This is a genomic window from Mesorhizobium sp. KR1-2, from assembly GCF_040045035.1.
GTDB lineage: Bacteria > Pseudomonadota > Alphaproteobacteria > Rhizobiales > Rhizobiaceae > Pseudaminobacter.
The window spans coordinates 180965-205876 of record NZ_JBDZDS010000003.1; the positions used below are offsets into that span (position 1 = coordinate 180965).

29 protein-coding genes are annotated in these 24912 nt (G+C 65.2%); 14 read left to right on the forward strand and 15 right to left on the reverse strand.

What is annotated here, in order from left to right; genetic code table 11:
- Nucleotides 1-38: 38 nt before the first annotated feature.
- Nucleotides 39-671 carry a nucleoside triphosphate hydrolase gene (locus ABLE85_RS08580; protein WP_348792293.1) on the forward strand — a complete coding sequence of 211 codons (633 nt, stop codon included), beginning with the start codon at nt 39-41 and terminating at the stop codon, nt 669-671.
- Nucleotides 672-788: 117 nt separating this feature from the next.
- Here the strand turns inward: ABLE85_RS08580 and ABLE85_RS08585 are convergent, their stop codons facing one another.
- The 3 genes from ABLE85_RS08585 to ABLE85_RS08595 form a co-directional block, all read right to left on the reverse strand.
- The gene (locus ABLE85_RS08585) at nt 789-1493 is read right to left on the reverse strand and encodes a glutathione S-transferase N-terminal domain-containing protein (protein WP_348792294.1); all 705 of its coding nucleotides are present in this window, start codon (nt 1491-1493) and stop codon (nt 789-791) included.
- 108 nt (nt 1494-1601) lie between these two features.
- Nucleotides 1602-2813, reverse strand: coding sequence for a beta-ketoacyl-[acyl-carrier-protein] synthase family protein (locus tag ABLE85_RS08590; RefSeq protein ID WP_348792295.1), 1212 nt, complete (start codon nt 2811-2813; stop codon nt 1602-1604).
- Nucleotide 2814: 1 nt separating this feature from the next.
- Nucleotides 2815-3069: an acyl carrier protein gene (locus ABLE85_RS08595; RefSeq protein WP_348792296.1), complete on the reverse strand. Its 255-nt coding sequence runs from the start codon at nt 3067-3069 to the stop codon at nt 2815-2817.
- A gap of 250 nt (nt 3070-3319) precedes the next feature.
- Between ABLE85_RS08595 and ABLE85_RS08600 the strand changes: the two genes are divergently transcribed.
- Nucleotides 3320-3571, forward strand: coding sequence for a DUF1272 domain-containing protein (locus tag ABLE85_RS08600; RefSeq protein WP_348792297.1), 252 nt, complete (start codon nt 3320-3322; stop codon nt 3569-3571).
- Nucleotides 3572-3604: 33 nt separating this feature from the next.
- On the opposite strand, the gene ABLE85_RS08605 is transcribed toward ABLE85_RS08600, so the two are convergent.
- Entirely contained in the window at nt 3605-4096 is a 492-nt protein-coding gene (locus tag ABLE85_RS08605) for a hypothetical protein (RefSeq protein ID WP_348792298.1), read from the reverse strand.
- Nucleotides 4097-4423: 327 nt separating this feature from the next.
- On the opposite strand from ABLE85_RS08605, the gene ABLE85_RS08610 reads away from it, so the two are divergent.
- Together ABLE85_RS08610 and ABLE85_RS08615 are read left to right on the forward strand one after the other, a co-directional pair.
- A complete protein-coding gene (locus ABLE85_RS08610; RefSeq protein WP_348792299.1) occupies nt 4424-4969 on the forward strand; it encodes a peroxiredoxin in 546 nt (181 codons plus the stop codon).
- 123 nt (nt 4970-5092) lie between these two features.
- On the forward strand, nt 5093-5728 hold the full coding sequence (locus tag ABLE85_RS08615; protein ID WP_348792300.1) for an HAD family phosphatase: 636 nt from the start codon (nt 5093-5095) through the stop codon (nt 5726-5728).
- 22 nt (nt 5729-5750) lie between these two features.
- On the opposite strand, the gene ABLE85_RS08620 is transcribed toward ABLE85_RS08615, so the two are convergent.
- Complete coding sequence (locus ABLE85_RS08620) at nt 5751-6518, reverse strand: class II aldolase and adducin N-terminal domain-containing protein (RefSeq protein ID WP_348792301.1); 768 nt, start codon at nt 6516-6518, stop codon at nt 5751-5753.
- A gap of 197 nt (nt 6519-6715) precedes the next feature.
- Here ABLE85_RS08620 and ABLE85_RS08625 point away from each other — a divergent pair, with 197 nt between their 5' ends.
- A complete protein-coding gene (locus tag ABLE85_RS08625) occupies nt 6716-7417 on the forward strand; it encodes a hypothetical protein (RefSeq protein ID WP_348792302.1) in 702 nt (233 codons plus the stop codon).
- Nucleotides 7418-7439: 22 nt separating this feature from the next.
- On the opposite strand, the gene ybgC is transcribed toward ABLE85_RS08625, so the two are convergent.
- Nucleotides 7440-7907 (reverse strand): tol-pal system-associated acyl-CoA thioesterase, encoded by a 468-nt coding sequence (ybgC, locus tag ABLE85_RS08630; RefSeq protein ID WP_348792303.1) that lies wholly within the window; start codon nt 7905-7907, stop codon nt 7440-7442.
- 121 nt (nt 7908-8028) lie between these two features.
- Between ybgC and ABLE85_RS08635 the strand changes: the two genes are divergently transcribed.
- Nucleotides 8029-9246: a cellulase family glycosylhydrolase gene (locus ABLE85_RS08635; protein WP_348792498.1), complete on the forward strand. Its 1218-nt coding sequence runs from the start codon at nt 8029-8031 to the stop codon at nt 9244-9246.
- A gap of 51 nt (nt 9247-9297) precedes the next feature.
- Here ABLE85_RS08635 and ruvB read toward each other — a convergent pair whose 3' ends face one another.
- From ruvB to opgC, 9 genes are all read right to left on the reverse strand, one after another.
- Nucleotides 9298-10335 (reverse strand): Holliday junction branch migration DNA helicase RuvB, encoded by a 1038-nt coding sequence (gene ruvB / locus ABLE85_RS08640; RefSeq protein ID WP_348792304.1) that lies wholly within the window; start codon nt 10333-10335, stop codon nt 9298-9300.
- A 43-nt stretch (nt 10336-10378) separates the two neighbouring features.
- The gene (gene ruvA / locus ABLE85_RS08645; protein WP_348792305.1) at nt 10379-10999 is read right to left on the reverse strand and encodes a Holliday junction branch migration protein RuvA; all 621 of its coding nucleotides are present in this window, start codon (nt 10997-10999) and stop codon (nt 10379-10381) included.
- Nucleotides 11000-11434, reverse strand: coding sequence for a type II toxin-antitoxin system VapC family toxin (locus ABLE85_RS08650; protein ID WP_348792306.1), 435 nt, complete (start codon nt 11432-11434; stop codon nt 11000-11002).
- Complete coding sequence (locus tag ABLE85_RS08655; protein WP_348792307.1) at nt 11412-11675, reverse strand: AbrB/MazE/SpoVT family DNA-binding domain-containing protein; 264 nt, start codon at nt 11673-11675, stop codon at nt 11412-11414. Before ABLE85_RS08655 ends, ABLE85_RS08650 begins: the two co-directional genes overlap by 23 nt.
- 61 nt (nt 11676-11736) lie before the next feature.
- Complete coding sequence (gene ruvC, locus ABLE85_RS08660) at nt 11737-12249, reverse strand: crossover junction endodeoxyribonuclease RuvC (protein WP_348792308.1); 513 nt, start codon at nt 12247-12249, stop codon at nt 11737-11739.
- Between the two features lie 90 nt (nt 12250-12339).
- Entirely contained in the window at nt 12340-12873 is a 534-nt protein-coding gene (locus ABLE85_RS08665) for a DUF1465 family protein (protein WP_348792309.1), read from the reverse strand.
- Between the two features lie 358 nt (nt 12874-13231).
- Nucleotides 13232-13633, reverse strand: coding sequence for a hypothetical protein (locus ABLE85_RS08670; RefSeq protein WP_348792310.1), 402 nt, complete (start codon nt 13631-13633; stop codon nt 13232-13234).
- 183 nt (nt 13634-13816) lie between these two features.
- The gene (locus ABLE85_RS08675; RefSeq protein ID WP_348792311.1) at nt 13817-15457 is read right to left on the reverse strand and encodes an acyl-CoA synthetase; all 1641 of its coding nucleotides are present in this window, start codon (nt 15455-15457) and stop codon (nt 13817-13819) included.
- A 120-nt stretch (nt 15458-15577) separates the two neighbouring features.
- A complete protein-coding gene (gene opgC, locus ABLE85_RS08680) occupies nt 15578-16777 on the reverse strand; it encodes an OpgC domain-containing protein (RefSeq protein WP_348792499.1) in 1200 nt (399 codons plus the stop codon).
- A gap of 266 nt (nt 16778-17043) precedes the next feature.
- Here opgC and ABLE85_RS08685 point away from each other — a divergent pair, with 266 nt between their 5' ends.
- The 8 genes from ABLE85_RS08685 (at nt 17044) to ABLE85_RS08720 (ending at nt 24881) form a co-directional block, all read left to right on the forward strand.
- Entirely contained in the window at nt 17044-17715 is a 672-nt protein-coding gene (locus ABLE85_RS08685) for a thiamine phosphate synthase (RefSeq protein WP_348792500.1), read from the forward strand.
- Nucleotides 17716-17728: 13 nt separating this feature from the next.
- Nucleotides 17729-18799: a tetratricopeptide repeat protein gene (locus ABLE85_RS08690; RefSeq protein ID WP_348792312.1), complete on the forward strand. Its 1071-nt coding sequence runs from the start codon at nt 17729-17731 to the stop codon at nt 18797-18799.
- Between the two features lie 138 nt (nt 18800-18937).
- Nucleotides 18938-19504 carry an elongation factor P gene (gene efp, locus ABLE85_RS08695; protein ID WP_348792313.1) on the forward strand — a complete coding sequence of 189 codons (567 nt, stop codon included), beginning with the start codon at nt 18938-18940 and terminating at the stop codon, nt 19502-19504.
- A gap of 24 nt (nt 19505-19528) precedes the next feature.
- On the forward strand, nt 19529-20329 hold the full coding sequence (locus ABLE85_RS08700) for an inositol monophosphatase family protein (RefSeq protein WP_348792314.1): 801 nt from the start codon (nt 19529-19531) through the stop codon (nt 20327-20329).
- Nucleotides 20330-20413: 84 nt separating this feature from the next.
- Nucleotides 20414-21118 carry a hemolysin III family protein gene (locus tag ABLE85_RS08705; protein WP_348792315.1) on the forward strand — a complete coding sequence of 235 codons (705 nt, stop codon included), beginning with the start codon at nt 20414-20416 and terminating at the stop codon, nt 21116-21118.
- A gap of 143 nt (nt 21119-21261) precedes the next feature.
- Nucleotides 21262-22281 carry a MotA/TolQ/ExbB proton channel family protein gene (locus ABLE85_RS08710; RefSeq protein ID WP_348792316.1) on the forward strand — a complete coding sequence of 340 codons (1020 nt, stop codon included), beginning with the start codon at nt 21262-21264 and terminating at the stop codon, nt 22279-22281.
- A 1-nt stretch (nt 22282) separates the two neighbouring features.
- A complete protein-coding gene (locus ABLE85_RS08715) occupies nt 22283-23311 on the forward strand; it encodes a peptidoglycan -binding protein (protein ID WP_348792317.1) in 1029 nt (342 codons plus the stop codon).
- Nucleotides 23312-23396: 85 nt separating this feature from the next.
- Nucleotides 23397-24881 carry a carboxypeptidase M32 gene (locus ABLE85_RS08720; RefSeq protein ID WP_348792318.1) on the forward strand — a complete coding sequence of 495 codons (1485 nt, stop codon included), beginning with the start codon at nt 23397-23399 and terminating at the stop codon, nt 24879-24881.
- The last annotated feature ends 31 nt before the right edge of the window (nt 24882-24912 follow it).

The following is a 24912-nucleotide window of genomic DNA, read 5'->3' on the forward strand; positions in this document are numbered from 1 at the left end:
CGCCACAAGATGCATTTCCTATCGCTGATGGAGCCACGATGTCCGAAATCGCGACCATTGCCGCCTCGATCTTCAAGCGCGCCGGCAAGAGCAAACGGTTCATTATCGCAATCGCCGGGGCGCCTGGCTCGGGCAAGTCAACCCTGTCCCATCATCTCCTCGATCTGTTTCCCGAAGGCTCCGCCGCCATCGTGCCGATGGACGGGTTCCATTTCGACGACGTGATCCTGCACAAGCGCGGCTTGCGCTCGCGCAAGGGGGCGCCGGAAACCTTCGACTATGCCGGCTTCGTCTCCCTACTGCACCGCATCCGCTCGCAGGAGCCGGAGATCGCCGTGCCGGTGTTCGACCGCTCGATGGAGCTTTCACGCGCCGGCGCCTCGATCATCGACAGCGACGTGAAGTTCGTGCTGGTGGAGGGCAACTACCTGCTGCTCGACGAACCGCCGTGGAACCAGCTCGGCCCGTATTTCGACTATGCGATCTACCTCGACCTGCCCCACAACGAGCTGGAGCGGCGGCTGATGCAGCGCTGGCGAGAGCACGGCAAGTCGGACCAGGAGGCGCGCGACTGGATCGCTTCCAACGACATGCCCAACATCGACCGCGTCATGGGAAAGCGACGCCCGGCCGATTTGGTGGTGCAGAGCATCGCGCTGACGGAGGCTTAGGCGGCGATTTTACCCCCTCATCCGGGCAGAGCGATCGCATTTGGGTTTCGACCACCACTCCGGTTTGCTTCGCAAACCTCCTCTCTCCCGATCGACGGGGGAGAGGAAGAGGCAGCCTCACCCGCGCGGCGGGATCTCCAGGCCGCGCTGGACGGCCGGGCGGGCAAGGCCACGCTCCAGCCAGGCCGCGACGTTGGCAAAACTGTCGAAGTCGACCAGTTCGCGCGCCTCATAGAAGCCGATGAGGTTGCGCACCCAGCCCAGCAGCGAGATGTCGGCAATGGTAAAATCGTCGTCCATGATCCACTGGCGGCCGGCCAGACGCTGGTCGAGCACGCCGATGAGGCGCTTGGATTCGGCGCGGTAACGCTCCAGCGGACGCTTGTCCTCGATGCTGCGGCCGGCGAACTTATGGAAGAAGCCGACCTGGCCGAACATCGGCCCGACATTCGCCATCTGGAAGAACACCCACTGGATGGTCTCGTAGCGGCGGGCCGCGTCGGCGGGGACGAGCTTGCCGGTCTTGTCGGCGATGTAGAGCAGAATGGCGCCCGATTCGAACATGGCGAGCGGCTTGCCGCCGGGGCCGTTGGGATCGAGGATCGCGGGGATCTTGCCGTTCGGATTGAGCGAGAGAAATTCCGGCGTCCAGGACTCGTCCTTGCCGATATGGACGGCGTGTGCCTCGTAAGGAAGGCCCGTCTCCTCCAGCGCGATCGACACCTTCACACCGTTGGGCGTCGGGAAGGAGTAGAGCTGCAGGCGGTCCGGATGCTTGGCCGGCCAGCGGGTGGTGATCGGGAATGCGGAAAGATCGGTCATGAGTGGTCCTCGCCCGGACTGCGTGGGAGGAGCCGACGCAAGGTTTGCGCGGCGGTTTCGGCCGCGCAAACTGCCCCATCAAAGGCCGTGACCGCAAGCCCCGAGAGGCTATGCCGCCCGGAAGGCCAGCACCGCATTGGTGCCGCCGAAGGCAAAGCCGTTGCTGATGGCGGCGCGCACCTCGCGCGGCCGGGCGATATTCGGCGTGACGTCGAGATCGCAGGCGGCGTCCTTCTCGCGAAAATTCGCGGTCGGCGGCACCAGCCCCTCGCGGATGGCCATGACGCAGGCGATCATCTCCAGCCCACCCGAAGCACCCATGCAGTGGGCATGCATCGACTTGGTCGAGGATACCGACAGCCGGTCGGCATGGGCGCCGAACACACGGCGGATCGCCGCGGTCTCGATCTCGTCATTGGCCTTGGTGCCGGTGCCGTGGGCGTTGACATAGTCGACATCCTCGGGCCTCAAGCCCGCCTCGGCAAGGCAGGCCTGCATCGCGGCCGCGGGACCGTCGATGGTCGGCGAGACGATGTCGGAGGCGTCGGCCGACATGCCCGAGCCGGCAAGCTCGGCCAGGATCGTGGCGCCGCGCGCCGTCGCATGCTCGTAGGTTTCGAGCACCGCGACGCCGGCACCCTCGCCGATCACCAGGCCGTCGCGATCGGCCGAGAACGGCCGGCAGGTCTCGCGGGCGAGTGCGCGGAGCGCTTCCCAGCCCTTGAGCACGCCATAGGCCAGCGGCGCGTCGGTGCCGCCGGCGACCATGATGTCGGCGCGGCCGAGGCGAAGCTGGTCGGCGGCAAGCGCGATGGCGTGGTTGGAGGAGGCGCAGGCCGAAGTGACGCCGAACACCGGACCACGCAGGCCATGGGCCATGCTGACCTGTCCGGCCGGCGCGCTCGGCATGATGCGCGGCACCGCGAAGATATTTGCGCGCGAACGGCCCTCTAGGAACAGGCCGCGATAATTGTCCTCGATGGTTTCGGCGCCGAAGATGCCGGTGCCGATGGCCGCGCCGATCCGCGCGGCGTTGGCCTCGTCGACCCGCACGCCGGCCTGGGCGATGGCCTCCCCGGCTGCGAGGATCGCCAGCAGGCTGTAGCGGTCCATGGTGACGAGGCGCTTCTTCTCGATGCCGTGTTCCGGCAATTGCTTGATCTCGCCGCCGACGCGCACCTTCAGTTCGTACAGGGGCGCCGTGGTGATCTCGCCGATGCCCGAGCGCCCGGCGCGCATGGCTTCCCAGATCGCAGGGGCGCTCGTGCCGAGCCCGCACAGGCCGCCGAGCCCGGTGATGACGATGCGAGAACGGGCCATGTCAGGCTTTGGCGCCGATCAGTTCGCGCACGGCGACGACCATGTCGCCGACATTCTTCAGATTGCTCCAGGCCTCGACGGTGTTCATCTCGATCTCGATGCCATAGGCCTCTTCCAGGTCGAAAATGATTTCGGTCAGTTCGAGTGAATGGATGCCCAGCGCGTTGAGCTCGGTCTCCGGCGTGACCTCACCGCCGTCCATGTCGGCATGGGCCTTGATCTTGTCGATGATTTCCTGCGCAAGCTGATCTGCCATTCCGCCTCTCCCAAATATGCGGACGCCCTGTCGTCGGAACGTCGCATCATCGCTCTTGCTTCGCAACGACCAACTGCAATCATGCAGGTCCCCCGCCGATGACAGCAAGAAGCACGTGTTTATCTATAGAAAGCCAGATGCCGCGAAGCAACCTGCTGTCACAATTGAGACGATGCTTGGCTCTTGCCCGGCGCGATCCGGCAGGCGATCCTCTACGAACCGACAAGGCCGGACACCCGGAGGCCAAATAATGCTGGAACTGCGCCCGAACTGCGAATGTTGCGACAAGAACCTGCCGCCCGACGCGGCCGATGCCATGATCTGCACTTTCGAATGCACGTTTTGCGCGGCATGCGCAGAGGGCGTGCTGGGCGGCAAGTGCCCGAATTGCGGCGGCGCTTTCACGCGCCGGCCAATCCGGCCGGCCGCGCTCCTGGAAAAATATCCGGCCTCGACGCGAAGGGTCCTGAAAGCAGGGGGATGTGAGCGGGCAGGCACGTAACCCGCCTGCGTCTGTTTCCGCCGGGTCGGCGCGTCACTTCTGCGGCTTGGCCGCCGCATAGATGGTTACGCCCCGGTGGTCGTCGAACTCGACCGCCAACACATCGCGCATGAGAACCGAATGCGAATCGATGGCGTGGTAGAGCATCGCATTGCCTTCGAGTTCCTTGCGCAGGTCGAGGATGTCCTTGTGGTGTTCCTTGACCTTGGCGTCGATTGCCGGCGGCAGGCCGCTTTCCGCAGCATCCGTCAGGTAGACGATGTCCACCTTGTCGAGGCTGGAGGTCTTGCGCACCTCGCTGGTGGCAGCGACGGTGTTGTCGATGGCGGCGATGATGCGGGCGGCATCGGCGTCCGCGCGCGCCTTTTCCTCCTCCACATCCGAACCGATGATGGTGTCGAGCGCCTTCTTGTTTTCCATCCCCTGCGCCATAAGCGCCATATCGGGGGCCAATGCGCCGAAAAAGAAGAGCGCCGCGACGGCATGCGTCCATCGGGTGTCGCGGCTGAGCTGGAAAATCATCATGCGGCCCTCGGTCCTCTGTAACCACCATTTCGACCCGCGGCTTGCCCACGCCCAGCGAACCAAACGATGACGGTTGCGGTGAAGTTCCTTGCGGCGGCTTCACGACAGGCATCGCTGGGCGCCGGGCGAGGCTTTTACTGCGCTGCGGCGCCGGACGGAAGAGAGGCCGTCATGGTACTGTCATACCGTTTCGGCGTTTGTGGACCGCGACGGGATGCCACGCCGCCAAAGCTGGACAGGCATCGGCCAATCGCTATTTTTGCGCCGCACTAGGTTTTAGAGCCCCCTTGCCCAAGGCGCGGGCCATCTCACCCAAGGAGAGCGTTCATGATCGGGAAAAATGTCCCTGCCGTTACCTTCCGCACGCGCGTGCGCGACGAATCGATCGAAGGTCCGAACCCCTTCCGCTGGGAAGACAAGACCTCGGCCGACTATTTCGGCGGCAAGCGCGTCATCCTGTTCTCGCTGCCGGGCGCCTTCACCCCGACCTGCTCGACCTACCAGCTTCCGGATTTCGAGAAGCTGCACGGCGAGTTCAAGGAGCTGGGCGTCGACGAGATCTACTGCATCTCGGTCAACGACGCCTTCGTCATGAACGCTTGGGGCAAGTCGCAGAACCTCGACAACGTCAAGCTGATCCCGGACGGCTCGGGCGAGTTCACCCGCAAGATGGGCATGCTGGTCGCCAAGGACAATCTCGGCTTCGGCATGCGCTCCTGGCGCTATGCTGCGGTGGTCAACAACGGCCAGGTCGAGAAGTGGTTCGAGGAAGAGGGCTACTCCGACAACTGCGAGAGCGACCCGTACGGCGTCTCCTCGCCGCAGAACATCCTCGAGGCGCTCAAGAAGGACGGCGTCGCGGAAGCTGCCTGATAGGCACGGCGCATTCCGATGAATCGAACCCCGGCCGCAACCGCGCGCCGGGGTTTTTCGTTTCGGAGGCAGAGCTTATCCCGAACGGCAACCCTATATGACCTTCGCGGAAGGAACGCCTGCATGACGCCGAAGGCCGTTTACTGGGACATGGACGGGACGCTGATCGACAGCGAGCCCTTGCACGCGCTGGCGCTGGCGACCGTGCTGAAAAGCCTCGGCATCACCCCACCGGACGACCTGCACGAGCGTGTTGTCGGCATCGCGGCAGTGCCGGTCTACGAGATGCTGCAAGACGAGTTCGGCCTGAAGCTGCCATTCGACGACTGGATTCTGCGCAAATACGTCTACTACATGGAGCATCTCGGCACGCTGAAGCCGCGGGTCGGCGCGGTGGAGGTCTACCGCGACCTGCGCGCCCAGGGCATGCCGCTGGCGGTGGTGTCGAATTCCGACCGGCTGATCGTGGAAGCCAATCTGCGCGTGATCGGCGTGGACCGGCCGGGCCTGAAATGCGTGACCCGCAACGACGTGCGCAACGGCAAGCCTGATCCCGAGCCGTTTTTGCGCGCGGCCTGGCTGACCGGGATAGACCCAGCCGAAACCTATGTGGTGGAAGACAGCCGTGCCGGCGCGACCGCCGGGGTGGCGGCCGGTATGCGCACGCTGTTCTGGCCGCAGGAGCCGATGGACACGCCGCGCGGCGCGATCCGTGTCTCCAGCCTGGACGAGCTGAGAGCCCACCTCGGCGTGGACTGAGCGCGGGCGGCGCGAAGCCGCATCAGTTCCTGTAAGCAGGCTCCTGCTCGTCCAGGATTGCCTTGAGCTCGGCCAGATGGCGTTCGGCCTGGCCGGGATAGTCGTCCATTTCGCTGGCGGTCTTCTCGGCGATCTCATCGGACAGCACGCGCAGCGGCTGGCCCGTCCAAAGCGCTTTGATATAGGTTTCGGCGGCACGCTCGAAATAATAGAGCTGGTTGAAGGCGTCGGCGACGTTCTTGCCGATGACCATGACGCCATGGTTGCCCATGACCATCACCTTCACCTTCGGGTCGGCCAGCAGTTTTGAGCAGCGCTCGCCCTCCTCCTCGAAGGCCAGCCCGCCATAGTGCCCGTCGACGACATGGCGATTGAAGAACATCGCCGAGTTCTGGTCGATGGGCGGCAGCCGGGAATCGGCCAGCGAGGCCAGCACCGTGGCGTGGATCGAGTGCACGTGCAGCACGCAGCGCGCATGCGGGCAGTTGCGGTGGACGGAGCCGTGCAGGCCCCAGGCCGTCGGGTCCGGCGCGTCGGGCCGGTTCATCGTCTCGGGGTCATTGGCATCGATCAGCAACAGGTCGCTGGCCTTGATGCGCGAGAAGTGCACCTGGTTGGGGTTCATCAGGAACTGGGAGCCGTCTTCGTTGACCGCCAGCGAAAAATGGTTGGCGACGGCTTCGTGCATGTTGAGCCTGGCGGTCCAGCGGAAGGCGCAGGCGAGATCGACGCGCTCCTCATAGTAAGGCAGGTTGGTGCGGCTCTTGGCCGGCAGATGCGTGACGCTCATGGCATTCCCCTTTTGGTTGGAGCAAGGATGCCTTCGACGCCGTCGCCGGGCAACCGGAATCGCCGCTGTCTCAAGCGCTGGCTGCGACTGGTCCATCGTCGGCGGAACGATCGACAGCGCGGCGCGTTCGGTAAAGAGGGCTAGTCGACGCGGCCAATTGGGGCGTGCCCAGCCGAATCCCGAAGCCAGGAGGCGACGTGGCGGAACCCGACGAACTGCTGTTCATGATCGATGTCGACGACACGCTGCTCGACAACGACCGTTTCGCCGTCGACCTCACCGAACGACTGGACATGGCGTTCGGCAAGGAGGAGTGCGAGCGGTACTGGCGCATCTACGACGAACGGCGCGAAAGCCTGGGCTATGCCGACTATCTCGGCACGCTGCAGACATTTCGCTTCCAGAACGCGGACGAGCCGAACCTGCTGCAGATGTCGCAATTCCTGCTCGACTATCCCTTCGCCGAAAGGCTTTATCCGCACGCGCTTGCGGTGGTCCGGCACTTGCGTGTCATGGGCGGGGCGATCGTGCTTTCGGACGGAGATATCGTGTTCCAGCCGCACAAGATCCGGCGCTCCGGCCTTTGGGACGCGGTTGAGGGCCGCGTTCTGGTCTATCTGCACAAGGAACGGATGCTGGACGTGGTGCAGCGGCACTTTCCGGCGCGGCGCTATGTGATGCTGGACGACAAGCCGCATTTGCTTGCCGCGATGAAGCGCCGGCTCGGCGACCAGCTGACCACCGTGTTCGTGCGCCAGGGGCACTATGCGGCCAAGGCTGCCAGCCTCGAGATCGACCCGGCGCCCGACATGGCGGTCGACCGCATCGGCGACCTGCTCGGTTTCGCACGGTCCGATTTTGAGGCTTCTGCCCCGGCACTCCGCACGGGCGACGGATAGGCCACGCGGCTGCCGCGCCGCCTCAGCCGCGTGGCATGAACGCCTCGATCCACTCGCGCGGGAAGCGGCGCGGGCGGCCGTTTTCGCCGATGATCGCCGCCTCCACCTTGGCCTCCACCAGCACCTCGTCGTCGCGCTTCAACTGCTGCGCCATGCGGATACGCGCGCCGGAAATCTCTTCCGTGCGCGTGTCGACGGTGAGGATGTCGTCGATGCGGGCGGGGCTGCGGAAATCAATCTCCATCCGCCGCACGATCCAGACCAGCTTTTCGCCATGCTTGCCGTCGGCAAGTTCGGTGTGATGCACGCCGGCCAGGCGCAGGAAGTCGGAGCGGCCGCGCTCGAAGAACTCCAGGTAGCGGGCGTGATAGACGACACCGGAGAAGTCGGTGTCGGCGTAATAGACCCGCGCCATCAGGCGGTGGCCGAACGGCGTCAGCTCGCCGGCGATGCCAGCCGTCAGCCTTTCGCGTTCACCATGATCGTCCATCGTGCTTCCCTTTCGCTATCAAGCCGACAGGTATCGTGCGAAAGTGGCGCCGTCGAGAGGGCTTTGGGAAGGCGAGATGGCATCCCGAATGACATCGCCGGGGGTATTCAAGGCCGCGCTGATGGCGCTGACGTTGATGGTCGCATTGGGCACGACGGCGCAGGCGGCCAGCTTTTCGATGAAACGCGGCATCAACCTCGACATCTGGACCACCTGGCCGGACGAAAGCCGCTGGGGTGACGAAGACGCCATCCTGCCTTTTCCCGAGTGGCGCAAGACCGAGGGCACCGCCGACCTCAAGCTGCTGAAGGAAACCGGGTTCGACTTCGTGCGCATGCCGGTCGATCCGGCGCCCTTCCTTTCCGACAAGACATTGCCGCTGCGAGAAAAACTGTTCGCCTCGGTGTTGGAGTCGGTGCGCATGATCAACGCGGCCGGGCTCAAAGTGGTGGTGGACATACATCTGGTGCCGTCCGGCGGCAGCCGCTCGATCGGCATGGCCGAGGTGATGGAGGACAAAAAGCAGTTCGACGCCTATGTCGAAGTGGTGCGGCAGACGGCACGGCTGCTTGCTAAGGAAGATCCCGCGCTGGTGGCCTTCGAGCCGATGAACGAGCCGGTGATCGACTGCGGGGACGACAAGACGAATCTCTGGCCAGAAAGGCTGCAGCGGCTGTTTGCCGCCGCCCGCGCCTCGGCCCCGCCGCTGACGCTTGTGCTGAGCGGCGGCTGCTATTCGAGTGCGAACGCGTTGGCGAAGGTCGATCCGGCGAAGGTGCCCGACGACAACGTCATCTGGACCTTCCATTCCTATGAGCCTTTCCTGCTGACCCATCAGGGCGCGACCTGGGCCGGTGACTTCATCCGCTACGTGACCGGCTTGCATTTCCCCCTGGAGGACGCGCATCGGGACGACTTGCGGGGCACGCTCGCCCGGATCCGCAAAGCGATCAAGGCGGAGGCGCCTCGGGCGCGACAGGCCGACATGCTCGCCTATCTCGACGAGCAGATCGCCGCCATCAACACGGAAAAGAAGCTGGATGGGCTGATGGACGCGCCCTTTCTGGCCGTGGAAAGCTGGTCCCAGGCGCATGGCGTCAAACCGGAAGACATCTTCCTCGGCGAGTTCGGCATGATCCGCCAGGAATATGGCAATCCATATGTGATGCCCGCCGACGACCGTGCGGCCTATGTTCGCGATGTGATCGGAGAGGCGGAGCGCCGCGGCTTTTCCTGGGCAATCTGGGGATATGGCGGCGCGTTCGGCGTGGTCGACGAGTTCGACGGGCGAAGGGCCGAGCCGGACGTGCTGGACGTTGTGAGGGGATTGAAACGCTAGGCGAAGCTCCCAAAGCGCTTTGGGATGCGCTTTTCGCCCGAAACTGCGCGCCTACTCCTCCTGAAACAGGTTGATCTGCTGCTGGACCAGTTCCCTCGGCGCTTCCAGCCCCAGATGCTTCCAGGCGTTCGCCGTCAGCATGCGGCCGCGCGGCGTGCGCTGGATGAATCCTTGCTGGATGAGATAGGGCTCGATGATGTCCTCGATGGCATCGCGCGGCTCCGACAGGCCGGCCGCGATGGTTTCGATGCCGACCGGCCCACCGCCGAAATTCATCGCGATCATGGAGAGATAGCGCCGGTCGAGCTGGTCGAGCCCGAGCGCGTCAACCTCCAGCCGCGACAGCGCCTCGTCGGCGATCTTCCGGTTGACGATCTCGGCGCCGGCCACGGTGGCGAAGTCACGTACCCGGCGCAGCAGCCGGCCGGCAATGCGCGGCGTGCCGCGCGAGCGGCGGGCGATCTCGACGGCGCCGTCGTCGCCCATCGGCAGGCCAAGGATGCGCGCGCCGCGCCGGACGATCAGCTCCAGCTCCTCGACAGTGTAGAAGTTCAACCGGACCGGAATGCCAAAGCGGTCGCGCAGCGGGTTGGTGAGCAGGCCGAGCCGGGTGGTAGCGGCAACCAGCGTGAATTTCGCCAGGTCGATCTTGACCGAGCGTGCCGCCGGCCCCTCGCCGATGATGAGGTCGAGCTGATAATCCTCCATCGCCGGATAGAGGATTTCCTCCACCGCCGGGCTGAGGCGATGGATCTCGTCGATGAAGAGCACGTCGCGCTCTTCCAGATTGGTGAGCAGCGCCGCGAGATCGCCGGCCTTGGCGATGACCGGGCCGGAGGTGGAGCGGAAATTGACGCCAAGCTCGCGCGCCATGATCTGCGCCAGCGTAGTCTTGCCCAGGCCCGGCGGGCCGACGAACAGCACGTGGTCGAGCGCTTCGCCGCGCCCCTTGGCCGCCTCGATGAAGATCTTGAGATTGGCGCGCGCGGCCGCCTGGCCGACGAATTCGTCAAGGCTCTGCGGGCGCAGCGTCGAATCGACGTCCTCGCCGCGCTTGTCGGCCGAGATGAGACGGGATTGGGTGTTCATGCGCCCCTCCTCGCATGGACAGCGCCTACGGACAAGCCGAGGCTCACCGCGCCAGTTCCTTCAGGCCAAGGCGGATGAGCTTCGACGAATCCGCTTCCTCGCCCGCCGTCTTCAGAGCCGCGGATACGGCGTTGGCGGCAATGTCGCGCGAATAGCCGAGATTGACCAGCGCCGAGACCGCGTCGGCAATCGGCGCCGGCGCAACGCCCTCGCCCAGCTCCTGCTTGAGGCCGATGGTGCCCACGGCTTCGCCGGCAAAGGCAGGGGCCTTGTTCTTGAGTTCGGTGACGATGCGCTCGGCCACCTTCTTGCCCACGCCCGGCGCGCGGCTGACCATGGCGATGTCGCGCAGCGCAATGGCATTGGCGAGGTCGCTCGGGGTCAGCGTGGAGAGCACCGCCAGCGCCACCTTGGCGCCCACGCCCTGCACATTGGTCTGCAGCAGGCGGAACCACTCGCGCTCCAGCGCGGTCTGGAAGCCGTAAAGCCGGATCATGTCCTCGCGGACATAGGTTTCGATGAACAGCACCGCCGCCTCGCCGGCGCCGGGAAGCGAAGCCAGCGTGCGCGCCGAGCAATAGGCCACATAGCAGACGCCGTGGACGTCGATGACGCAGTGGTCTTCGGCGATTTCGTCCACCGTGCCCTTGAGCTTGCCGATCATCTAGTCGTTCTCCAGCGGATAGGTTTCGGGGCTCAATATGTTGAGACTGGGGAAGTAGGAGCGATACCGACCCGGATCGCGCGTCAGCAGTCGATGACCCGCGACCGCCGCGTGCGCGCCGATGAGGAAATCCGGCAAGGTTCTTTCCCGCCTTCCGCCGCGCAGGCGATAGAGTGTATGGACCGCACCGGCCGAGAAAGCGGCGTCGAAAGGAAAATCTTCGCGGACGGGCTGTAGCCAGGCGAATGCGCGCGCCAGCGCCTCCTCGCCGAGAGATGGCTTTGAAAGCTCGGCCCAGACGATCGCGCTGAAAACAACCGGCCCTTCAGCAAGCGCCCGTTTCAGGGCGGTCAGCGACCAATGCCGCGTCTCCAGCTCCGCCGGGCCCAGCACGTCGATCAGGACATTGGTGTCAATGAGGGTCGAGATCTTCACGCGGTCCCCGCAGCCAATCCACATAGGCCTTTCCGTCCATCCCCATGGTGTCGAAAGTGCCTGCCACGCTCGCGGCCCATTCCTCGAAGGTCTGCTCTTTCTGCTCGGTCGAAGCTTCCCGCCTCTCCAGCACCACGACGGAGTCCCGCTCCACGAAATCAACCTCGCTGCCGGGACCGATGCCCAGCCGCTCGCGGATTTCCTTCGGGATGGTGACCTGGCCTTTTTCGGTGACGCGCATGGTAATACCTCTGCGGTATTACTTACTCGCGACACCAGAACAAGTCAAGAACATCGACAAATCAGCCAGTCAGTGCGGCAAGCCGGGAGGTCACGCTCTGCCGGTGATGGGCGTGGCAGATGGCAATCGCCAGCGCATCGGCCGAATCGGCGCCGTCGAAGATCGCCTTCGGCATCAGCACCTTCACCATCATCTGGATCTGCTTCTTGTCGCCATGGCCGACGCCGATCACCGCCTTCTTGACGGCGTTGGGCGCATACTCGGCGACCGGCAGACCGGCGCGGGCCGGAACCACCATGGCGATGCCGCGCGCCTGGCCGAGCTTGATGGTGGCGGTGGCGTCCTTGTTGGCGAAGGTGATTTCCACCGCCGCCTCGTCCGGCATCTGGCGGTGCAGCACGTCCGCCAGCCCGTCATGCAGCTGGCAGAGGCGGCTGGCGAGCGTGGCCTTGTCGTCGGAGCGCACCGTTCCGGCCGCCACAAAGCGCAGCGAATTGCCGAGCGACTCGACAATGCCCCAGCCGGTACGCCGAAGCCCCGGGTCTATTCCGATGATGCGAATCGCTTGGTTCATGCGGCGACTGTACCTCCGCCGCCGCGATGTGCCAGAATTTTGTGAACAAACCGGAAACGAAGCGGTGGAAGCCTGCTTCAGGACGATTGCCTAGCCCCGCGCGAAGGCGGTGTTGAGCAGCATGATCTGGTCTGAGACCGGATTGCTGCGGCGCAGCGCAGTATTGGCAGCAAAGGCGGAGTGATCGCCGTAGATCTCGTCGTCCATGCGGCGCACCAGCGCCTGCAGGCTGAGCGAGCGGTTGACGAGGTCGACAAAGGTCTCGGGCAACTCGGCCCAGCCGGTGGCATCCTCGCGCGCGGAGGCGGTGTCGAGCCGCACCTTGGATTTTTCAGACGCGACCTGATCGCGCGTCATTTCGCCGGAATTGGCGGCGCGCTGCAGCAGCAGCCAGGACGCGACCTGCATGAGACGCGTGGTCAGGCGCATCGATTCGGCCGCATAGAGGGTGGCGGCCGCCCGCGACAGCTTCTTGGCCTCGATCCGGCCCTGGCCGTCGAGATATTCGGCGGTCTGCTCGACCAGCCCCATTCCCTCGTCGTAGAGCGGTTTGAAGGAGTGCGAGAACACCCGCCGCTCCGCCAAGCGGATCGTGTTGCCACTTCCCATCGATGGCTCGCTCATCGTTATGCCTCTGCAACCACTCATCATTGGCGATCTGGTGCCATACCCGACACCGTCGGTCGCCTGCTGCCCGTCTTTTAGGTGTGGAAAATGCTCCCGCCGAGGGCTGAACGCAAGCATATGTTTAACGGAGGGTTAACGCGCCTACTGGCCGTTCGCCGGCACAGCCGGCATAAAAAAAGAGCCGCTGGAAAGCGGCTCTCAGGAGTTAACAGGGAGGCGTCAAACGAAGTGGCTCCAGCCACTCGGTAAGAATCCAGATCACTGGACCTCCACAGTAAACACTCGTAATGCTTAACGGCGGGTTAACAAGCCGGCGATTTCCGGCCCATCTGTTTCAAAAAGGGACGCCCCACCCTCATTCCGCTGGGGCAGGCTGGACCTGGTAGACGCGGGTTGCCGGTATCGCGATCCAGGCGAACAGCAGCATGCCTGCGAAGAAGCCGAACGAGCCCAGCGCCACCAGCGGCTCGATGGAAGCATTGCCGGCCAGCAGGAAGAAGAGCCCCACCACCAGGGCGATGCCGCTGACGGCCGTCAGCCAGAAATGCACCGGCGCGAGACTCGACGCGCGGGCCGCCGGGAAGAGATGGTAGAAGAAGGCGAACACCGACGACATCAGCCAGCCTGCCACCATGACGTGCGCATGCACCGGCATTTGCGTATGATCCTGGCTGATCGACATGACCAGCCCAAGCAGCATGCCGCAGATCGCGTAGGCGATCGCAAGCAAGAAAAAGTTGCGTGATACCCCCTGCATTGTCGTTCCCCTCCAAGTTCCCCGAAAATCCCGAGGGCCATCCCTCAGGCGACCCTAAATTAGCACGGCCGAAGATGGTCGAACAGGGAGCCGACGGGCGTTCGCACCGGCTTCTTGGGGAGGCTGCCGGATGGCCTTCGGCTCGCCCGCGGCATGAGGCGGACTGACACCAGCGCAGTCGCGTCAACGGGGCTTGGTCATCTCCCGCAGCCGGAACTTCTGGATCTTTCCGGTCGAGGTCTTGGGGATCTCCGCGAAGATGATCGCCTTCGGCACCTTGAAACGGGCAAGCAGCGTGCGGCAATGGGCGATGATCTCCTCCTCGGTGGCGCTGCGGCCGGGCTTCAGCTCGACATAGGCCACAGGCGTCTCGCCCCATTTCTCGTCAGGCCGGGCGACGACCCCGCAAGAGGCGACAGCCGGGTGCCTGTAGAGGGCGTCCTCGACCTCGATGGAGGAGATGTTCTCGCCGCCCGAGATGATGATGTCCTTGGAGCGGTCCTTGAGCTGGATGTAGCCGTCGGGATGCATGACGCCGAGGTCGCCCGAATGGAACCAGCCGCCGGCAAAGGCCTCGTCGCTGGCGGGCCGGTTCTTCAGATAGCCCTTCATGACGATGTTGCCGCGGAACATGACCTCGCCGATGGTGGTGCCGTCGGCCGGCGTTTGCTCCATCGTCTGCGGGTCCATTACCGCCAGCCCCTCGAGGGCGGCGTAGCGCACGCCCTGGCGGGCCTTTTTCGCCGTCCGCTCCGCAGGCTGCAGGGCGTCCCACTCGCCGTGCCATTCATTGACCACGGCCGGGCCGTAGGTCTCGGTCAGGCCATAGAGGTGGGTGACGGCGAAACCGGCGTCCGCCATGCCGGCAAGCACCGCCTCGGGCGGCGGGGCGGCGGCGGTGTTGAAGGTGACGGTCTGCGGAAAGTCGCGCTTTTCCTCGTCCTTAGCGTTGATCAGCGTCGACATGACGATGGGCGCGCCGCACAGATGCGTCACGCCATGGTCGGCAATGGCGTCGTACATGGACTTGGCGCGCACCCAGCGCAGGCAGACATGGGTGCCGGCCTGAACCGCCAGCGTCCAGGGGAAGCACCAGCCGTTGCAGTGGAACATCGGCAGCGTCCAGAGATAGACCGGATGCTTGCCCATGCCGGCATGGATGGTGTTGGTGTAAGCCATCAGCGCCGCACCCCGGTGATGGTAGACGACGCCCTTTGGATTGCCGGTGGTGCCGGACGTGTAGTTGAGGGCTATGGCATCCCACTCGTCGTCGGGCATCGACCAGGCGAAGTCCGGGTCGCCGGAAGCGACGAAATCCTCGTAGTCGAGCGTGCCGATGCGCTCACCCTTCGGATATGGGGCGTCCTCGGCATAATCGGGATCGTCGTAATCGATGACCAGCGGCCGCACCTTGGCCAAGGCCAGCGCATCCTTCATCACCGCCGAGAATTCGCGGTCAACGATGACGAGCTTGCTCTCGGCGTGGTCGAGCTGGAAGGCGATGATGGCCGCATCCAGCCGCGTGTTGAGCGAATGCAGCACCGCCTTGACCATCGGCACGCCGAAATGCGCCTCCAGCATGGGCGGCGTGTTGGAGAGCATGACCGTCACCGTGTCGCCCTTGCCGATACCCTGCGCGGCCAGCGCCGAGGCGAGCTGGCGCGAGCGTCGCCAGAATTCGCGATAGGTCACGTGCCTGGAGCCGTGGATGACGGCGACGTGGTCGGGATAGGTGACGGCCGCCCGCTCGAGATAGGTCAGCGGCGTCAGCGGCTGGTGGTTGGCTGGATTGCGGTCAAGTCCGCTGTCGTAGATGCTGGCCATGAAGACCCCCGAGAGCGATGAACTCCGGAGACTTTAGCGGGAGCGCCCGGCCGCGTCATCAGGATTGAGGCCGCTTGCGGCAATGCAGCCGGCAAGCGCCGTCAGGTCACCTGGGACCGCCTACCGCTCGGGCGACCGGACGGCGGCCACGGCAGGAACCTTGCCGGCCATCGGCCGCGACCCGGCCGCTCGCGCCGCCTCGGTCGACGGCTCCGGCTTGCGGCCGCCCCAGCCGATCCTGGGGAGCCAGTCGAGATAGTAGGCCAGCGCGAACTGCAGCGCGATGCCGGTCGAGATAAGCACCGTGTCGTAGAGCAGGCCGCCCGGGCTGACGGTCTTCATCACCTGGCCGATCATCGCCAGCAGCGTGCCGGCGACGAAGACCGGCAGCGAATGCCGGCCGAGGATGGCCAGCGGGTTGTCGGAACGCGTGCGCGCCAGATTCGAGAGGGCCGGGATGACCGCGATGAGATAGGCGAGCGCCAGCACATGGGCCAGGCGCGGCAGCGACAGGAAGGTCTTGTTGAAGCCCGTCAGGACGGCGGGCAGGCCGAACGAAATGTCGACGCCCCACAGGGGAACGCGCACCCAGGCGAGCGCCAGCAGCGTATAGGCAGCCGCGATGCCGGCGAGCCAGGGCTTGAACGGGATTTCGCCACCGCGCTTGACATGCATCATCGCGGCGAAGCCGATGACGAACAGGAACTGCCAGGACAAGGGGTTGAGGAACCAGTAGCCGGGCGTCGGGAAATTGAACGGCGCGATCTCGTAGATGCCCACGACGAGCCACAGCAGGCCGGAGACCGCGACCGTCAGGCGCAGGCTGACGCTGGCGAGCAGCAGGAACAGTGGCAGCATGAGAAGCACGACGGCATACATCGACAGGATGTTGTTGTAGCCGAGCTGGTGGCCGAGCGTGGCGATGCCGAACAGCGCCCGCGGCGTGTCCTCGACGACGGTCTGGATGTTGATGACGGTAAGCAGATCGGGGCGCGCGAAATAGACCGCGGCACCAGCGAAGATCGCCAGCGTCGCCACCGTGGTCATGACGTGGGTGACGTAGAGCACGCCGGCGCGCCGCCAGGCCTTCAGCGTCATCAGCAGGCGGCTGCCCGGCTTGAACTTGGTGCCATAGGCCAGCCCTATAGCAACACCAGAGATCAGCACGAAGGCCTCGGCCGAATCCGAGAAGCCGAAATTCTTGTGCGTGATGTACTCGTAGACCGTGCCGGGCACGTGATTGATGAAGATCGTCAGCAGCGCCAGCGCGCGGAACACGTCGATGCGGGTGTCCCGCTGGGATGGTGCTGATGTGGTCATGCCGCCATGAAACCCGATACGCATTGCAAATGTCGACAGCCCGACGCCGGTGGCGCGTGCATGCCATGTCGGGCCGTGCTGTAAGGCGGAGCAACGCAGATAAGAAGCGCAAGTTCGGCCTAACACCCTCAAAAAATGTTTTGCAAGTGAAACAATCGTCGCGCCCAGGGGGCCGAACGGCAAAGCTATCCAAGCCGCTCGTCTTCCTCTATGCCAAAATCCAACCATGATCGCCCTGCATGGGGCATAAACACTGGAACGCCATGATGACCGACGCCACCCCGCCCAATCGCTGCCGCATCGTGCTGATCGCTCCGGCCGGAGAGACGCCGGCCGATTTCGAAAGCCGGCTGCGCCAGGCTATCGCCGGCGGCGACATCGCCTCGCTCATCCTGCCGGCCTACGACCGGGACGAAGCCGCCTTCCAGGCCTTTGCCGCACGGATCGTTCCGGTGGCGCAGGCGGCGGGCATCGCCGCAATCATCGCCGAGGACACGCGCATCGCCGGGCGGGTGGGCGCCGACGGCATCCACCTGGAATACGGACGCGAAGAGCTGGAAGAAGCGATCGAGCGTCACCAGGCGAAGATGATGGTGGGCGCCGGCGGCGCCAAGACGCGCGACGACGCGCTCGAACTCGGCGAGGCGCGGCCCGACTATATGTTCTTCGGCCGCTTCGGCTACGACACCAAGCCGGAGCCGCACAACCGCAACCTGGCGCTCGGGCGCTGGTGGGCGGAGATGATCGAGATCCCCTGCATCGTGATGGCAGGCTCCGACATCGCCTCGGTCGAGGTGGTGGCCGCTACCGGCGCCGATTTCGTGGCGCTGTCGAGCGCGGTTTTCGGTGACGGCGTCGACCCCGAGCAGGCGATAGCCCGGGCCAATGCCATTCTCGACGACACCGCGCCGCGCTTCGATTTCCGCGAATCCGAATAGCTGAGGGACAGTCGTGACGGCTTCGAGAAACTCCCGTTCCGCGCTTTTGATGGCGCTGACGCTGGCGCTGGTTCCGACCGTGGCGATGGCCGCGGGAGGCGCAGCCGCGCCGGCCGAACCGAAGCCGCTGCCCACGACGACGCCGGCGCCAAAGGACATGACGCCGCTGCCGGCCCCAACCGACGCGATCGACCCGCAGCGCTTTGGAGCCGGCAAGGCCACCGGCGGCGAGCCCGACCAGGACCGCTTCGGCGGCGCCAAGACCGACCCGGCCTACGGCGCCTACCAGCGCGGCCTCTACAAGACCGCCTACAATCTGGCGCTGGCGCGCGCGGAAGCCGGGGACGCGGCTGCGCAGACGCTGGTCGCCGAGATCCTAGCGCGCGGCCTTGGCGTGGGGCGCGACGGCAAGGCGGCAGCCAAGTGGTATGGCCTGGCTGCTGAGCAGGGCGTTCCCGAAGCCCAGTTCCAGTATGCGCTGCTGCTGCTCGACGGCAGCCTGGTCGAGAAGGACCCCAAGGCCGCCTTCGCGCTGATGCAGTCGGCGGCCGAGGGCGGAAACCCGCTGGCGCAGTTCAATTTCGCGCAGATGCTGGTCGAGCGCGATGCGGGCGCCAAGGGGCTCGAGGATGCGGCCGTCTATTACGAGCGCGCGGCCCAAGCCGGAGTTGCCGACGCGCAATACGCAATGTCGCAGCTCTACGCCAATGGCGCCGGCGGCAAGAAGCAGGACGACGTCGAGGCGCGGCGCTGGCTGCTGCTGGCAGCACAGCAGGGCTACGACACCGCGCAGCTCGATCTCGCCACCTGGATGGTGAGCGGGCGCGGCGGCCCCCGCGAGGAGAAGGAAGGCTTTTCCTGGATGCTGCGCGCGGCCAGCGGCGGCAATGTCGCGGCACAGAACCGGCTCGCCAAGCTTTACTGGAACGGGCTGGGCACCGATCCCGATCTGATCAGCGCGGCCGCCTGGTACATACTGGCGCGGCGCGCGGGGCTGACCGACCCAGTGATGGACGGCTTCCTCGACGGCCTCGCCGAGGACGAGATGAAACAGGCGCTGTACAAAGCCAACCGGCTGCGCTGAACACGCCGAATTAAGATCAAAAACGCGCCGGTGAGCGCGCCGGTTTTGTGCCTGTCTCTTGCCTCTCCCCACAAATTGTGGTCTTGGAAGCGCCGAAACCGCCGATCGGGCGGGCAAACTTTCCGGAACAGTGCACCAATGGCCAAGATCAACGGCAATGAAATCCGTCCCGGCAACGTCATCGAGCATGACGGCGGTCTCTGGGTAGCGGTCAAGACGAACCACGTGAAGCCCGGCAAGGGCGGTGCCTACAATCAGGTCGAATTGAAGAACCTGATCAACGGCACCAAGCTCAACGAGCGCTTCCGCTCGGCCGAGACGGTCGAGAAGGTGCGCCTTGAGCAGAAGGACTTCTCCTTCCTCTACGAACAGGGCGAATCGCTGGTGTTCATGGACACCGAGAGCTACGAACAGCTCGAGCTCAACAAGGACTTCGTCGGCGAGCGCGCCGCCTTCCTGCAGGACGGCATGATGGTGACCGTGGAGCTCTACGAGGAAAAGCCGATCGGCATCGCGCTGCCCGACCAGGTGACGCTGACGATCACCGAAGCCGACCCGGTGGTGAAGGGCCAGACGGCCGCTTCTTCCTACAAGCCGGCAGTGCTCGAGAACGGCATCCGCGTTCTGGTTCCTCCCTTCATCGCGTCCGGCGAGCGCATCATCGTCGACACCAACGAAATCACCTACATCCGCCGCGCAGACTAAGCGCGGTTTCTGGAGTTTCCCAAAATGGCGCGTTCAGCGATCCTCAATGTCATGGTTCAGGCCGCCATGAAGGCCGGGCGTTCGCTGGCGCGCGATTTCGGCGAGGTGCAGAACCTCCAGGTCTCGCTCAAAGGCCCCGGCGACTACGTCAGCCAGGCCGACCGCAAGGCCGAGGAGATCATCTACACCGAGTTGTCGCGGGCGCGGCCCGGCTACTCCTTCCTGATGGAAGAGCGTGGCGTCGTCCACGGCGAGGACGACCAGCATCGCTGGATCGTCGACCCGCTCGACGGCACCACCAACTTCCTGCACGGCCTGCCGATGTTCTCGATCTCGATCGCGCTCGAGCGTCAGGGCCAGCTCGTGGCCGGTGTGATCTACAACCCGGCGATGGACGAGCTCTACACGGCCGAGCGCGGCGGCGGCGCCTTCCTCAACGACCGCCGCTTGCGGGTAGCCGCCCGCAACAAGCTCACCGATTGCGTCATCGGCACCGGCATCCCGCATCTGGGCCGCGGCCACCATGGCAATTTCCTGCTCGAGCTGCGCAACGTCATGGGCGAGACCGCCGGCATCCGCCGCATCGGCTCGGCCGCGCTCGACCTCGCCTATGTCGCCGCGGGCCGTCTGGACGGGTTCTGGGAAGAGCCCCTGGCGCCCTGGGACATGGCGGCCGGCATCCTGATGATCCGCGAGGCAGGCGGCTTCGTCTCCGACAAGCACGGCGGCTCGAGCATGCTCGACAACGGCACCATCGTGGCCGGCAACGAGCTGATCCACCGCGCGCTGCTGAAGACATTGAAGAAGCCGGTGACCTCGCGCTGAGCAGGTCCAAGCGCGACGTGCCGGCGCATCCGGCACGCATAATGCCTTGAAAAAGTCCAAGGCCGACAGGCATAGTCGGCCATCATGGAAGCCGAACCCGAACCGGGCCAGCACCTGACTGCCGTTGCCGGCGCGTCCGTTGGAGGACGCTTCCACTATTCGCGCGCCGAGCTGATCGCCGACGGCATCGTTCACGCGGTCGGCATCGTGCTGGCGATCGCGGCCGGTTCGGCCATGCTCGCGCTGGCGGCCTTCCACACCAGGCCCGGCGAATATGCCGCCGCGATCTCCTACGTCGTTTCGCTGCTGGCGGTGCTGTCGATCTCGCTCACCTACAATCTGTGGCCGGTCTCGCCGGTAAAGTGGATTCTGCGCCGCATCGACCACGCCGCTATCTTCCTTCTCATCGCCGCCACCTACACGCCGTTTCTCACCCAGCTTGCCGACACGGGCCTTGCTGCCCGTATGATCGGGCTGGTCTGGTCGGCGGCGGCCGTCGGCATTGCCTTGAAAATGTTCTTCCCCGGCCGGTTCGACCGCCTGGCCGTCTTATTCTATCTCGCCATCGGCTGGAGCGGCGTGATGGTGGCACAGACCGTGCTTGAAACGCTGCCGCCGGTGACGCTCGGCCTGCTGTTGGCCGGCGGCATCGTCTATTCCTGCGGCGTGGTGTTCTTCGCCTGGCAAAGCCTGCGCTTCCAGAACGCGGTCTGGCACGGCTTCGTGGTGACGGGCGCTGGCCTGCATTTCGCCGCGCTCATCGACTGCCTGGTGGTCAACCGGCTGTAGGTCGATCCGGCCCCGGCTGGTGCTAAGTTTCGCTTGTTGGTCGGCTAGGCCAGTAAGCGTCTTTCAATTTCGTCACATTTCCGTTTAGAGTCGAGGGCAGTTTGGCGCATGCGCGCGAGGCGCATCGGACAAGCGGGGTACGAATGGCATTGCTGAGAAAATTCAGGGCAGGCGGAACTTCCGATGCGGATTATGATCCACACAAATTGTCGAGCCCGCAGGTCTTCCTCCTCTCGATGCTGATCTTCCTGGCAATCGTCGCCTTCATCGCGGCGATCCTGACCAGGCAGATCACGAGCGCCTTCTCCACAAATCCCGGCCTCAACGGGCTGATCCTCGGGGTGCTGCTTATCGGCATCTTGCTCGCCTTCCTGCAGGTGACGCGGCTGTTCCGCGAAGTGCGCTGGGTGAACTCCTTCCGCGCCGGGTCGGAAACCACGACGCCGGTGCTGCTGGCACCGATGAAGGCCCTGCTCGGCCGCTCGTCCTCCATGGCCTTCTCGACCAGTTCGATGCGCACGATGCTCGATTCCATCGCCACGCGCCTGGACGAAAGCCGCGACATCTCGCGCTATCTCATCGGCCTGTTGGTGTTCCTCGGCCTGCTCGGCACGTTCTGGGGCCTGCTGCACACGATCGGCTCCATCGGCGACACGATCCAGTCGCTCGATCCCGGCACCGGCGACACCGCCGCCGTTCTGGAGGCGCTGAAGGCCGGGCTGGCGGCGCCGCTGGCCGGAATGGGCACGGCTTTCTCCTCCTCGCTGTTCGGCCTCGCCGGCTCCCTGGTGCTGGGCTTCCTCGACCTGCAGGCGGGCCGGGCGCAGACGCGCTTCTACACCGAGCTGGAAAACTGGCTGTCGTCGGTGACTGACCTGTCGTCCGACATCCAGACCCCGGACCCGGCGCGCGGAAACTCCTCGGAGGAGATAAAGGCGCTGACCGAGCGGCTGCACGGCCTTCAGGAAAGCGGCGGCTCCAGCCCCCGCGTGGCAACCGCCATGGCCAATCTCGCCGACGGCATTTCCGGCCTGGTCAAGAACATGCGCTCAGAACAGCAGATCATGCGCGACTGGGTGGAAGCGCAGTCGCAGGAGCAGAAGGCCATGCGCGCGACGCTCGAAAAGATCGCCGAGGCACTGAAGACGCGGGAGCACGGCTGACATGGCGCTGAGCCGCCGCCGCAGCGACCGCCGCATCGATTACTGGCCGGGCTTCGTCGACGCACTGTCGACGCTGCTTCTGGCCATCATGTTCCTGCTTTCCGTCTTCGTGCTGGCACAGTTCCTGCTCAGCCGCGAGATCACCGGCAAGGACGAGGTGCTGAACCGCCTCAACTCGCAGATCAACGAGCTGACGCAGCTTCTGGCGCTGGAAAAGACCAACACCCAGGATGCGCAGGATTCGCTCGCCAATTTGCAGGCCTCCCTCTCGGCCGCCGAGGCCGAGAAGACCCGGCTGGAGCAGCTTCTAGAGCAGGGCTCCGGCGCGGGCGCGGCCGCCGACGCGCGCATCGGCGCGCTGTCGGGGGAACTCGACGACCAGCGCCAGATCAGCCAGCGGGCGCTGTCGCAGGTCGAGCTTCTCAACCAGCAGATTTCGGCCCTGCGCAAGCAGATCGCCGCGCTGGAAGATGCGCTGCAGGCCTCCGAGACCAAGGACCGCGAGTCCAACACCAAGATCGCCGATCTCGGCCGGCGGCTCAACGTGGCGCTGGCCCAGCGTGTGCAGGAGCTGAACCGCTACCGCTCGGACTTCTTCGGCCGCCTGCGCGAGATCCTGTCGGACCGCGAGAACATCCGCATCGTCGGCGACCGTTTTGTGTTCCAGTCTGAGGTGCTGTTCCCGGTCGGCTCCGAGGTCATCAACGAGGCCGGCCGCACCGAGATGAAGAAGCTGGCCGACGCCATCATCGAGCTGCAGAAGGAGATCCCGCCGGAGATCAACTGGGTGCTGCGCGTGGACGGCCATACCGACGACCGGCCACTTTCGGGCAACGGGCGCTACCGCGACAACTGGGAACTGTCTTCGGCCCGCGCGACCTCGGTGGTAAAATTCCTGATCGAGAACGGCGTGCCGGCCAACCGGCTGGTGGCGGCGGGCTTCGGCGAGTTCCAGCCGCTGGACGCGGCCGACACCGACGAGGCGCGCTCGCGCAACCGCCGCATCGAGCTGAAACTGACCGAGCGCTGAGGCGCCCGACTGCCGCCGGCAAGGGCTTGCCAGCGGCCATGCATTGGTGTCCTCTCACCGGCCTGAATCTTATCCCGGAGGCACCATGTCATTCGCAAAGCTCGACCAGCTCGGCCGCAAACTCGAGGCGCTGGAACACGCGCTGGCCATTCTCGGTGCCGACGAGGCGACCCACATGGCGGTGGGCGGCGGCGAAAAGCGCGCCGAGGCGATTGCGGCCATCGCCGGCATGCACCATCGCCAGGCGACCGCACCGGAAATCGCCGACTGGATCGGCGCTGCCGAAGGCGAGGCGCTGGACGTCGACCAACAGACCGCACTGCGCGAATTCAAGCGGCAATATACCAACATGACCTGCCTGCCCTCCGAATTCGTGGAGCGGCAGACGGTGGCGCGCATGCGCTGCGAGCAGCTGTGGCGCGACCTGCGCGCCAAGAACGACTGGGCGGGGTTTCTCCCAGCGCTGGAAGGCGTGATCGCCCTGACGCGCGAGGAAGCCGCCATGCGCGCCGACGCGCTCGGCCTTCAGCCGTATGACGCGCTGATGGAGCAGTATGACCCCGGCAACCGCGCCGCCGACATCGCAGCGGTTTTCAACGAGTTGAAGCGCTTCCTGAAGGGCTTCGTGCCGGAAGCGCTGGAGGCGCAGGCGCAGCGACTGGCAAAGACGCCGCTCAAACCCCTTTCCGGCGTCTACCCGATCGAACGGCAGCGCGAGCTGGGCCTTGCGATGATGGCGGCTGTGGGCTTCGACCTGACGCGCGGCAGCCTGTCCGTCTCGCACCATCCGTTCTGCGGCGGCGTGCCGACCGACGTGCGCATCACCACGCGCTACAAGACCACGGATTTCCTATCCTCGCTGATGGGCGTGCTGCATGAGACCGGCCACGCGCTCTACGAGCAGAACCTGCCGCAGGAGTGGTCGCACTGGCCGCTCGGCAAGGCGCGCGGCATGGCCGTGCACGAAAGCCAGAGCCTGTTCGTGGAAAAGCAGCTTGGCCGAAACCCGGCCTTCTGGGACTGGGGGCTGCCGCTGGTCGAGCAGCACCTTGGCGAACACTGGAACAAGGCAGACATCCTCGCCCATGTCCACCGCGTGGAGCCCGGCCTGATCCGCGTCGACGCCGACGAGGTGACCTATCCGCTGCACGTCATCCTGCGCTTCGAGCTGGAGCAGGAACTGGTGAGCGGCAAGCTGAGCCCGGTCGACCTGCCGGAGGCGTGGGACGCCAAGATGCGCGACTATCTCGGCCTTTCCACCATCGACAACCCCGCCGACGGGCCGATGCAGGACGTGCACTGGCCGAGCGCGGCCTTCGGCTATTTCCCCTCCTACACGCTGGGCGCCATGATGGCGGCGCAGCAATGGGCGGCGCTGACGCGGCAGCATCCGGCCGTGAACGGCGAGATCGCCAGGGGCGATTTCCAGACGGTGAACGCCTGGCGACGCAACAACATCTGGTCGCAGGCCTCGCGCTATTCGACGCCGGAGCTTCTGGAACGCGCGACGGGCGAAAAGCTGAACGCTAAGTATTTCACCGAGCATCTGAAGCAGCGCTACGGGGCTTGATCCTTCCCGGCCAGTTGTTGCCTGCGCAACA